We start from the raw sequence: 11,380 nt of genomic DNA on the forward strand, positions 1-11,380 counted from the left end.
CAAACAACCATAAAGCAGAAGGGCTCTCCTAGAGAGCTCTTCTTTTTTTAAGATATCAGAAAGTATAAACTTCGGGGCATTAGCATCCTGATATCGCAAGAAAAACTTCCGCTAAACGCGGTCTGTCTACTTTGAATGTACGTCGATAGACGTTTTTCTTAATATGACATTGCGATGTCTTATTTGTAGGGTATCCTTGTCATCAAAAGGAGAGGGTACGCGTGCAAATGAACCGTCTGTTTGAAATCGCCTATCTGCTGCTGGAGCGTAAAACGATCACTGCCGCCGAGTTGGCGCAGCGGGAACCGGAATCGGTTGCCCGGATGAGGGCGTTCCTGGAAGCGAATGGATTAACCGAGAATTTCGATGACCTTCGCAAGCATCATGAAATCTATCTGTCGGACCCGCGCAAAACCGCGCCGGAGAAGATGAAAACCGTGCTGCGGCATCCGGTAAGGCGGATCTAAGTCTTTGGATCAGTCGGATTTGCCGGGATGAATCACTTTCACTCGGCCTACCTGACCGTCCTGTAGCCGGACCTTAATGCCGTGCGGATGGGTCGCGGAGTTCGTCAGAATGTCCTTGACTATGCCGCGGGTTAGTTTGCCGGTGGGCTGATCTTTTTTTAATACGATGTCCACGGTGAGGCCAGGCCTGATGTTCTTGCGTTCGTTGCCGTTCATTGGGCGGGTCCCTCCTTGACGTGATGGAGTAGCGTTTGGTATAACCACTTTAAGATACCATAATTCACCGCTGACTTGCCAACGGCTGTCCGTTTAGCATATAATAGCAGGTAATTATGACATGAAATGCGTGGATGGAGAAGAGTAAGCAGGAACCGACCAACAGGGAAGGGGCGCCGGAGATTGAGAGCGCCGCTAGGGAAACGGAGCTGCCGAAGTTCGCTCCGGAGCAGTTCCTTGAACTGCCGCTGCGAATCGTTACGCCGCAAGGCGTATGGTTGCAGCCCGGCACATTAGGGGATACCGGTTACGAGCCGTTATTTCGTTGGAGCGAGAGCAATGCGCACCTTGCGAGCCATGTGGCTGGCTGAGGTTTACGCGGTGCTCTAACAAGGGTGGTACCACGGTCTTTTCGTCCCTTACGGGAGAGAAGGCCTTTTTATTTTGCCTTAAGAGGTTGTTCAATAAGTCATCTTTTGATCACGAAGCAGGACATGAAGCGGATTCGACGTCGAATCTTGAATTCAGCCGGGCTAAGCGTATGCTTACGATGCATGTTTCCTACGGAAACATTTCAGGTGCTCACGTACCCCAAACGTATGCTCCGCTTTTCAGTCCCTAGCTTCATCCAACCTTCTCGGTGCTGAAAACCTGACTTTTTGAACTGACGCTTGTGACTCGGAACGGTTTTGTAAGAAACCGAATCGAGAAGCAGCGCTCATAACATTTTTAGGAGGAGCTATTCATGAAAGAACGTCTTGAAGCACTAAAAGCGGAGGCGCTCAAAGAGCTGGCGGAAACCGTCGATGCCGGGCATTTGAACGACCTTCGGGTCAAATATTTGGGCAAAAAGGGCGCATTAACTGAAATTTTGCGCGGGATGGGGTCCTTAAGCGCCGAGGAGCGTCCGGTGATCGGTCAGATCGGCAACGAGGTCAGAGCCGCCATCGAAGCGGTGATTGAAGAGAAGCAAGCGGTGTTCCAACGCCAAGAAACCGAAGCGCGGCTGGCCGCTGAGAAAGTGGACGTCACGCTGCCGGGCCGACCGCTGAAGCAGGGGAGCATCCATCCGCTGAACCAGGTGATTCAGGAAATCGAAGAGATTTTCATCGGCATGGGGTACCGGATTGCGGAAGGCCCTGAGGTTGAAACGGACTACCACAACTTCGAGGCGCTGAATCTGCCGAAGGACCATCCGGCCCGTGATATGCAGGATTCCTTCTACCTGACGGAAGATTTGCTCATGCGGACACAAACGTCCCCGGTACAGGTGCGGACGATGGAAGCGATGCAAGGGGAAGTGCCGGTCAAAATTATCTGCCCGGGACGCGTATTCCGCCGGGATGACGACGATGCAACCCACTCGTTCCAGTTCCATCAAATTGAAGGGCTGGTTGTAGGCAAACGCATCCGGATGAGCGACCTGAAAGGCACTTTGCTTGAGTTCACGCGCAAAATGTTCGGACCTAACACGCAAATTCGCCTGCGCCCCAGCTTCTTCCCGTTCACGGAGCCAAGCGTTGAGGTTGACGTAACGTGTATGAAGTGCGGCGGCCATGGCTGCCGGGTGTGCAAACAGTCCGGCTGGCTGGAAATTCTGGGCAGCGGGATGGTGCATCCGCGCGTGCTGGAGATGAGCGGCTACGATCCGGAGCAATACAGCGGCTTCGCATTTGGGATGGGTGTAGAACGGATCGCGATGCTGAAGTACGGCGTTGATGATATCCGCTACTTCTTCAACAACGATCTGCGTTTCCTGCAGCAGTTTGCCAGAGTTTAATTTCACGTAAAGAGGGAAGGGAACTGACAATGAAAGTATCAACCGAATGGTTGTCTGACTATATTTCGCTGGATGGGGTAAATGTTGAAGAGCTGGCGGAGCAAATCACCCGGTCCGGGATTGAAATCGATTCGATCGAAAACCGCAATCAAGGCGTTTCGAACGTTGTGGTTGGTTTTGTCAAAAGCAAAGAAAAGCATCCTGACGCTGACAAGCTGAACATTTGCGTCGTTGACGCGGGGCAGGGAGAGGATCTGCAAATCGTATGCGGCGCGAAAAACGTGGCGGCCGGCCAGAAGGTACCGGTTGCGCTCGTAGGCGCCAAGCTGCCGGGCGGGCTGGAGATCAAGAAAGCCAAGCTGCGCGGCGTCTTGTCGCAAGGGATGATCTGTTCGGCCAAAGAGCTTGGCCTCAACGACAAGCTGCTGCCGAAGGAACAGCAGGAAGGCATTCTCGTATTGCCTGAAGAAGTGGAGATCGGCACACCGATTACCCAACTGCTGGGGCTGGACGACAAGGTGCTAGACTTCGACCTGACGCCTAACCGGTCGGATTGCCTGAGCATGATCGGGGCTGCTTATGAGGTAGGCGCGATTTTGAACCGCGAAGTAAAGCTGCCGCAGCCTGAGCTTGCCTCCTCTGGCGTACTGGCCAAGGAACGGATTCAGGTTAAGATCGACGCACCTGAGCTGTGCAGCCGGTATGCGGTACGTTACATCGCCGATGTCAAGGTCGGCCCATCGCCGTTGTGGATGCAAAACCGGCTGATGGCAGCGGGGATTCGCCCGATCAGCAATATCGTCGACATCACCAACTACGTGATGCTGGAGTACGGGCAGCCGTTGCATGCGTTTGATGCTGACAAGATCGCCGGCGGCATGCTGGGCGTGCGCCAAGCCAAAGCTGGCGAGAAGCTGGTGACACTGGACGGTCAGGAGCGTGAGCTGGAAGCCGGCGCACTATTGATCGTGGATGGTGAAGATCGTCCGGTGGCTTTGGCGGGCGTCATGGGCGGACTCGATACAGAAGTGACCGATCAAACGGTTAACCTTGTGCTGGAGTCGGCGAAATTTGCCGGCGCCAGCGTTCGCCGCACGTCGCGGACGCTGGGGCTTCGCTCGGAGGCTTCGCAGCGGTTCGAGAAAGAGGTGGATCCGGCTTCCGTCATCCCGGCGCTGAATCGCGCGGCCTCGCTGATGGCAGCCTATGCTGGCGGCCAAGTGGCTGAAGGGATCGTGGAGATCGTTCATCAAGAGCCGGAAGAGAAAGTGATCGCCCTGTCGCTTCAGAAGCTGAACGATTACCTGGGCACGAACATTTCCTCGCTGGAGGCGAAAACGATTCTGGGACGTCTCCGCTTCGAATGTGCCGGCTCGGAGGAGGTCATCGAAGTTCGCGTGCCGACGCGCCGCGGCGACATTACGCGCGACGTGGATTTGATCGAAGAGGTGGCGCGGCTCTACGGTTACGACAACATTGAGGCAACGATGATCGAAGGGGTAACGACAGTCGGCGGCTATACGAAACCGCAGGCGCTGCGCCGCACGATCCGCCAACTGCTCACTCATGGCGGCTGGCAGGAAGTGATGGGTTACTCCTTCATCCGGGAAGGGGCAAGCGCGAAGTTCCCGCAGCTGGGCGAAGGGGATCGGGAGATCCGCCTGGCCATGCCGATGAGCGAGGACCGCAGCGTGCTGCGCGGCAGCCTGCTGCCGGGAATGATCGACATCGCCGTTTACAACCGCAATCGCAAGCAGGACAATCTGGCATTGTTTGAAATCGGCAGCGTCTTCCGCACCAAGGAGGAGAAGCTGACCAAGCAGCCAAGCGAGCTGCCGGTGCTGTCCTTGCTGCTGGCCGGCGAACGGGCAGAAAAACGCTGGAACGCTCCGGCGGAGAAGGTGGATTTCTTTGATCTCAAAGGTGCGTTGGAGAGCCTGTTCGAATACTTGGGGGTTGCTGAACGGATGACGTATGAAGCGGATGGGCCGCAAGGCTTCCATCCTGGACGTTCGGCTTCCATCTTCCTGAACGGCACGTCCGGCAAGGAACGGATCGGTACGCTGGGTCAGCTTCATCCGGAGCTGCAGCGGGAGCTGGATCTGGATGATACGTATGTTGCCGAGCTGCTGCTTGAACCGCTGTACCGCTATGCGGGCGAAGCTTACGTTTACCAAGAGCTGCCGCGTTATCCGGCGATGCAGCGCGATATCGCTGTTGTCGTGAACTCCGATGTGGAAGCGGGCGCGTTAATCGGCGTGATCCGTGAAAAGGCCGGCGAACTGCTGGAATCGGTGGAGGTATTCGACGTATTTACGGGTGCCAAGCTAGGCGAAGGCAAGAAGAGCGTAGCTTTATCGCTGGTATATCGCCATATGGAACGGACTCTGACGGACGAGGAAGTTGCCGCAGTACACGACCGGGTGGTCGAAGGGCTGTCGCAAACTTTTGCGGCGGAGCTTAGAAAATAGCAGGAATTGGACGAAGTCACATCGAATCATTTGTAGAACGACCGATTCGATGTGACTTTCGTGCAATTATCCGCATCTAAGAGACGACTTACAGGACCGAAGGAGGCACATAACGTTGAGTAACCAAGGCCGAATTAGCGTAAACGTAGAAATTTACGGAACTTCTTATAAAATCGTTGGAAGCAGCGCGGAATATATGAAGCAAGTCGCGCGCCGGGTGGATGAGCATATGCGCAGCATCGCCCAGGCCTATCCCCATCTGGACACGCCGCGGCTGGCTGTGTTGGCAGCCGTGCGCATGGCGGAGGAAGCGATCCGGGTAGATCAGCTGCAGAACGAACTGCAGAATGCCAAGCAGGAGAAAACGGTCCTGCTTCAGGAGAACTCAGTGCTGCAGGATTTACATGCCAAGCAGGAGAGCATGTATAAGGCGCTGCAGGAGGAACAGCAGCAGCTGAAGAACGAGAAGCGTCAGCTTGCCGGGCAAGCGGAGAAGCTGGAAGCCTCCCTGCTGGGGCAGGAGGAGGAGGCGCGCAAGCTTCGCAGCCGGGTACAAGAGCTGGAGCGGCAGCTGGCTGAGCAGCGCGGCAGCAACTCGCAGCTGCAATCCAAGCTGCGCCAAGCCGAACAGCAGACGGCGCGGGAGAAAGAGGAGGCCGCGAAGCTGCAGAAGCAGGTGAGCGAGCTGCAGCGGCGGGAGCAAGAAGCCAAAGCGGCCGAGCAACGGGCGCAGCAGCAAAGCGTGAAGCTGCAGGAGCAGACGAAGCAGCTCCAGAGCACGCTTCAAGCCGCGCAAGCGGAGGCAAAGCAGCTGGAACAGCGGCTGCAGGAAGGCAAGCAGCGGGAGGACAAGCTCCGAGCCGAAGTTTCAGCAGCGCAGCAAAGTGAGAAGTCGTGGCAGAAGCTGGCCGAGAAGCGCAGCGAGGAAATCAGCCGCCTGGAGATCAGCTTGCTCGAGGCTTCCGATAAGAGCGAGCAGTTGGCCGCCGAAGTGAGCCGGTTGGAGCAAGCAAACGGCGAGCTGCAGGCCGAGCGGGACAAGACGTCGGCGCTGGCCGCCGAGTTGGATTCGCTGCGCTCCCGGTTGGAGCGGGCTGCCAAGGAGCGGGAACAAGCGCTTCTTGAGGCGCAGGCAGCCGGAGAAGAGAAACGGCAGCTGGAGCAAGAGCGGGACGAGCTGAATCTGCGGTTGCAGGAGCTTGAGGACAGCCGCAAATTGGCGGCGCAGCTGGCCGCCGAGCTGGCGAGCTACCGCGAGGCTGCGGAGCAGCGGGAGCAGGAGTGGCGTAAGCAGTGGGCCTCGGCGGAACGTGAGCTGAGCTCTTGGCGCGAGAAGGAAGCCGAGTTGCAGCGGAAGCTGGAGGAATGGCAGCAGGAAAGCGCAGCCGGCAGCGAACGCGTCATCACCATGGCGAGCGACTTCGAGGCGTTGGAGGAAGAGAAACGCAAGCTTGCGGAGCAGCTGCAGGAGGTTACGGATAGTTACGAGGTTATTTCCCATCAATTCAGGCTGTTGCAGCTGGAGCGGGAGAAGGAGCAGGAGCGGCAGGCCGAACGGGAAGAAGAGTACCAGCGGCTGAAGGACGACTATGCCAAGCTTCAATCGGAATTTAACGAATGGATTGAATTGCTGGAGCAGGATCAAAGTTAATGGCGAGAGGATCGCTTTGATGCGATTCAATGAGAGCAAGAGCCCGCGGCTGTGCGCTGCGGGCTCTTGCTACATGCGTTTATTCAACGATAATTTTGGAGATCATGGCGCTGTGGCCGGAACCGCACATCACCGAGCAGGCCACTTCGAACTCACCGGCTTCGGTTGGCACGATCACGGCGGAGTCGTTCTTGCGGTCCAGCTGCAGCTTTAAACCGGGCACGAGAATGCCGTGATTACCGGAGGCGTTCTTGAAAACGATTTTGACCGGAACATCTTTCTTCAAATGGTATTCGGCTTGATCGAATTGATAGTTGCTGGCTTCAATGACCAGTTCCGCTTCCGGTTGGATATTATTCCCGGCGGCACTGCTGTTCTCAGCCGCTTTGCTGCCGCTGCAAGCGGTAACAAGTAATAAGAGTACGGAAGTTGCAACGATGGCTATGCTTTTCTTCACAATAATCCCTCGCGATACAGTATATTTGTGGCAATTTTAAGAATATCATACCGTATTTTGCAGAGGGTGGGTGGTTTAAGGTTTGAAGAATTGTTGAACTTCCTTCAGTTATAAGTCAAGAGGCCGTTCCTTCCGCAGTGAATGGATCACTTGCGGAGGAAGGCCTCTTAGCCCTGAACACAGCCATTAACGATTGTTTTTGTCTTTGGCAGCGTTAAAGGGAGTTGCGACAGGGATGAACAGGTCAATAATCCCGATGACCAATGCAGCAAGTAATGCACCGATCACAGAGACGGAAACGCCGGAAATGATGAACTGGGCAAGCCAGATCACGAGTGCACTCGTAAGAAAACCGACGATTCCTCGCCCGAACGGGGTAACCTTCGTTCCGAAAATGCCTTCAATGGCCCAACCCAACAGGGCGATGACCAAGGCGAGAAGTAAGGCGCTGCCGAATCCACCGATGCTGAATTGCGGTACAAGCCATCCCACAACCAGCATAACTAAGGCGGAGACGATGAATCGCACGACGTGTCCCAGAAAATGCATGTTACATAGCCTCCTTTTGAGAGTAAGTACGTTTGGCTATACGCAATTATCATGTTCCGCAAATCGCATTCTTATGTGTCCAAGGGGGCAAATGGCGAAAAATGAACGGTTTCGTTATAATGGGATCATAGCCCGAGGGGAGTTGTGAACGTACTTGGACGAGAAAATTTTGAAAACCATGGAATATCAAAAAATTATAGATCAGCTGTCCTCTTTTTCCCAAACGGCACTTGGAAAAAGAACAGCCGAAGCGCTGCGGCCCGTCACCGATCTGGAGGACGTCAAGCGGCTGCTTCAAGCCACCGATGAAGCGTTTAAGGTGGACCGTCTTAAGGGGGCGCCCGGATTCGGCGGAATCGTGGATATCACTCCGGCGGTCAAGCGGGCCCGGATCGGCGGGACGCTGAATCCGCACGAGCTGCTGGGCATTGCAACCACGCTGGAAGGCTCGCGCCGGATTAAACGGTATATTGCCACGATGCACGAAGAACATGAAGTTCCGCTGCTGTATCACTTAAGCGATACCTTAAGCGATCAGAAGCCGTTGGAGGATGCGATCAAACGCTGCATCGACGAAAGCGCGGAGGTGCTCGATTCGGCTAGTCCGGAGCTGGCCACCATCCGCCGCGAGCTGCGGAGCGGGGAGGTGCGGATCCGGGAGAAGCTGGATGCGATGATCCGCTCCGCTTCGGTGTCGAAGATGCTGCAGGATCAGCTGATCACGATCCGCGGCGACCGCTTCGTCATCCCGGTCAAAGCGGAATACCGCGCGCATTTTGGCGGAATCGTACACGATCAGTCCGGATCGGGAGCTACGCTGTTCATTGAGCCGGAATCGATTGTGGCGATGAACAACAAGCTGCGCGAGACGCGGCTGCGTGAGGAACGGGAAATCGAGGTCATTTTGCAGAAGCTGACCGCCCTGGTTGGCGAGCAAGCCGAGCTGTTGCTGTACGACGGGGATGTGCTCGGCCAGCTGGATTTCATCTTCGCCAAAGCCCGGTTGGCTCGCGAATTAAAGGGGACGCTGCCGCGGATGAACGACCGCGGGTTCATCAAGCTGAAGAAGGGGCGCCATCCGTTGATTCCGGCTGACCAGGTCGTGCCGATCGATGTGGAGCTGGGGAACCAGTACACGACGATCATTGTCACCGGTCCGAACACCGGGGGGAAAACCGTCACCCTGAAGACGATTGGTCTGCTTAGCTTGATGGCGATGTCCGGGTTGTTCGTGCCGGCGGAAGACGGCAGCCAGCTTTGCGTATTTGATGCCATCTACGCCGATATCGGGGACGAACAGAGCATCGAGCAGAGCTTAAGTACCTTCTCCAGCCATATGACGAACATTATCTCGATATTGCGCCAGATGACGCCGAAGAGCCTGGTATTGCTGGATGAGCTGGGTGCGGGAACCGACCCGGCGGAAGGCTCGGCGCTGGCCATTGCGATTTTGGAACATATTCATTCGCTGGGCTGCCGGATGGTGGCGACCACTCACTTCAGCGAGCTGAAAGCCTACGCCTACGAACGCAAAGGCGTAATTAACGCCAGCATGGAGTTCGACGTAGCGACGTTAAGCCCGACTTACCGCCTGCTGGTGGGCGTTCCGGGCCGAAGCAACGCGTTTGCTATCGCCGAACGGCTGGGGTTGCCGGAGCGAATTCTGGAGTATGCCCGCGGCGAAGTGACTGAAGAGGACATGCGCGTCGAGAACATGATCGCTTCGCTGGAGCAGAACCGCCTTGGGGCGGAGCAGGAGCGGGAAACGGCCGAGAAGCTGCGGCGCGAGATGGAAGAGCTGCGCAGACGCCATGCCGCCGAGCTGGAGAAGCTGGAGCAGCAGCGGGATAAACGCCTGGAGAAGGCGGAGGAAGAAGCGGCAGCGATCATTGCCAAGGCAAGGCAGGAGGCCGAGCGGATTATCAGCGACCTGCGCCGCCTCGCGATGGAGGAAGGCGCGGCCGTGAAGGAGCACAAGCTGATTGCAGCTCGCAAGCAGCTGGATGAAGCCGAGCCGCAGCGCCGCAAGAAGAGTGCAGCGGCCCGCAAGGCGGCCAAACCGCCGCGGCAGATCGAACCGGGCGACGAAGTGATGGTATACAGCTTGAACCAGAAGGGGCACGTCGTTGAGCTCTCTGGCAACAAGGAAGCGATCGTACAGCTCGGCATCATGAAGATGAAGGTGAGCCTGGACGACATGGAGCTGATCGCTGCGCCTCCGGCTAGCAAGCCGGTTCAACGGACGGCTCCCAACGTTAAGCGGACGCGCGATGAGAATGTCCGTACCGAGCTGGATTTGCGCGGAGCGAATTTGGAAGAGGCCTTAATCGAGGTTGACCGTTTCATCGACGAAGCCTACTTAAGCAATTTAGGCCAGATCTACATTATTCACGGGAAAGGGACCGGGATTTTGCGGTCCGGGATCTCGGAGTATCTTCGCAAGCATAAGCATATCAAGAGCTTCCGCCTCGGGAACTATGGGGAAGGCGGAACCGGCGTGACGGTCGCTGAGCTGAAGTAAGAACGAATCGCCTCAAGGTATAAAGGGAGAGGGCGCTATGAAGGAAAGCATTGATCCGATCTTGGAGCAACCGCTGGGGCTGATGATCGGGTATTTTTCCGTGGCGGTGTTAGAATTGATTGTGTTTCTTTCTTGCTTCGAACTGTTTGCAAGATATCGCTGCTGGCAGGAGATCAAGCGCGGCAATATGGCCGCGTCCCTGGCTACCGGCGGAAAAATCTTCGGACTGGCGAACATTATCCGTTATGCGGCGGCACATCCCTCGATTTACGACTTCATGATATGGTCATCGGTCGGAGCCTTGCTGCTGTTCGCTGCATATTTGCTGTTTGAATTTTTAACGCCGGTGTTTCGCATCGACGATGAGATTGCAGCGGGGAACACCAGCGTAGGTTTTATCGCGATGGCCGTATCGGTGTCAGTGTCTTTTTTGATCGGCGCTTGTATAGGTTAGGGATCTCAGTTGAAGGAGTAGAAACGACGTGAAAAACCTGGTCAGGGTGCTATTTATCGCCTCTATTCTGTTTTTGGCCGCGGGCATTATTTATTTGTGGAATGCTTAATTTGGTAACGAAAGGACGAAGTTGGGAATGGATACAACGATTTGCCCATGGTGCCAAACGGAGATCGTTTGGGATGAAGAGCTGGGGCCGGAGGAGGTATGTCCGCACTGCCAAAATGAATTAAAGGGCTACCGAACGATCAACATTACGCTGGGTTCGGAGGAGGAGTTCGAGGACGAGGAGAATGACCATCCCTTCCATGATCGGAAGCATTCCCATGGTGATGATGACGAGGATGCGGATGACGATCTCTACTGGGATGAGGAAGGGGACTCGCATCTCGGAGGCGTCCGCCGGGTCGAGGCGTTTACGGCATCGGGCGGCGATTTGCTGAAGTACGAGACCGGCGTGGAGAAGCTGCTTGACGGGCAAGACGAGGTACCCGAATGCCCGCATTGCCGGGAATATATGGTGTATGCCGGGAAGCAGAAGCTGGTTCCGGAAGGCGGCGAATTTGTTCCTGCCGACGGGGAACACCCGCTTCTTTCAGGGAATGCTGAGCTGAACGTATACGTCTGCACCGCGTGCTTCCATGTCAGCCGGTTTTTGGGTGAAGACGCCCGGATCGCCATGATTCGTACGATTGCCGGTGAAGAAGACAACAAGTAAAAAAATTTGGCAGCCACTGGCCCTGTCCTTGATGGACAGGGCTTTTTCGCGTTTGGGGGCCTGCGGGTATGCTTGCTAAGGCCTCATGCTTCGGTC

Annotated in this window: 10 protein-coding genes and 1 pseudogene; 8 read left to right on the forward strand and 3 right to left on the reverse strand. The window is 56.0% G+C overall.

Features of this window, described 5'->3' with window-relative positions; genetic code table 11:
- Positions 1 to 302 precede the first annotated feature (302 nt).
- Positions 303 to 467: pseudogene (locus tag M3G15_RS11995) on the forward strand (GyrI-like domain-containing protein); the annotation flags it as partial.
- 9 nt (positions 468 to 476) lie between these two features.
- Here the strand turns inward: M3G15_RS11995 and M3G15_RS12000 are convergent.
- Positions 477 to 683, reverse strand: coding sequence for a YwbE family protein (locus M3G15_RS12000; RefSeq protein ID WP_260071048.1), 207 nt, complete (start codon positions 681 to 683; stop codon positions 477 to 479).
- 134 nt (positions 684 to 817) lie between these two features.
- Between M3G15_RS12000 and M3G15_RS12005 the strand changes: the two genes are divergently transcribed.
- The 4 genes from M3G15_RS12005 to zapA all read left to right on the forward strand — a co-directional run bounded on the left by M3G15_RS12005 (position 818) and on the right by zapA (position 6,585).
- A complete protein-coding gene (locus M3G15_RS12005) occupies positions 818 to 1,054 on the forward strand; it encodes a hypothetical protein (RefSeq protein ID WP_009226702.1) in 237 nt (78 codons plus the stop codon).
- A 374-nt stretch (positions 1,055 to 1,428) separates the two neighbouring features.
- A complete protein-coding gene (gene pheS / locus M3G15_RS12010; RefSeq protein WP_009226701.1) occupies positions 1,429 to 2,463 on the forward strand; it encodes a phenylalanine--tRNA ligase subunit alpha in 1,035 nt (344 codons plus the stop codon).
- 29 nt (positions 2,464 to 2,492) lie between these two features.
- Positions 2,493 to 4,934, forward strand: coding sequence for a phenylalanine--tRNA ligase subunit beta (gene pheT, locus M3G15_RS12015; RefSeq protein WP_260071049.1), 2,442 nt, complete (start codon positions 2,493 to 2,495; stop codon positions 4,932 to 4,934).
- 115 nt (positions 4,935 to 5,049) lie between these two features.
- Positions 5,050 to 6,585 (forward strand): cell division protein ZapA, encoded by a 1,536-nt coding sequence (gene zapA, locus M3G15_RS12020; protein WP_260071050.1) that lies wholly within the window; start codon positions 5,050 to 5,052, stop codon positions 6,583 to 6,585.
- Between the two features lie 79 nt (positions 6,586 to 6,664).
- Here the strand turns inward: zapA and M3G15_RS12025 are convergent, their stop codons facing one another.
- Together M3G15_RS12025 and M3G15_RS12030 are read right to left on the reverse strand one after the other, a co-directional pair.
- The gene (locus tag M3G15_RS12025; RefSeq protein WP_009226698.1) at positions 6,665 to 7,042 is read right to left on the reverse strand and encodes a cupredoxin domain-containing protein; all 378 of its coding nucleotides are present in this window, start codon (positions 7,040 to 7,042) and stop codon (positions 6,665 to 6,667) included.
- Between the two features lie 186 nt (positions 7,043 to 7,228).
- Positions 7,229 to 7,591: a phage holin family protein gene (locus tag M3G15_RS12030; RefSeq protein ID WP_009226697.1), complete on the reverse strand. Its 363-nt coding sequence runs from the start codon at positions 7,589 to 7,591 to the stop codon at positions 7,229 to 7,231.
- A gap of 154 nt (positions 7,592 to 7,745) precedes the next feature.
- Between M3G15_RS12030 and M3G15_RS12035 the strand changes: the two genes are divergently transcribed.
- The 3 genes from M3G15_RS12035 to M3G15_RS12045 all read left to right on the forward strand — a co-directional run bounded on the left by M3G15_RS12035 (position 7,746) and on the right by M3G15_RS12045 (position 11,284).
- Positions 7,746 to 10,112 (forward strand): endonuclease MutS2, encoded by a 2,367-nt coding sequence (locus M3G15_RS12035; protein ID WP_260071051.1) that lies wholly within the window; start codon positions 7,746 to 7,748, stop codon positions 10,110 to 10,112.
- Positions 10,113 to 10,149: 37 nt separating this feature from the next.
- Positions 10,150 to 10,566: a DUF350 domain-containing protein gene (locus tag M3G15_RS12040; protein ID WP_009226695.1), complete on the forward strand. Its 417-nt coding sequence runs from the start codon at positions 10,150 to 10,152 to the stop codon at positions 10,564 to 10,566.
- A gap of 136 nt (positions 10,567 to 10,702) precedes the next feature.
- Entirely contained in the window at positions 10,703 to 11,284 is a 582-nt protein-coding gene (locus M3G15_RS12045) for a hypothetical protein (protein ID WP_260071052.1), read from the forward strand.
- Positions 11,285 to 11,380: the final 96 nt, after the last annotated feature.

This window comes from Paenibacillus sp. p3-SID1389 (assembly GCF_025151705.1).
GTDB classification, from domain to species: Bacteria; Bacillota; Bacilli; order Paenibacillales; family Paenibacillaceae; genus Fontibacillus; species Fontibacillus phoenicis.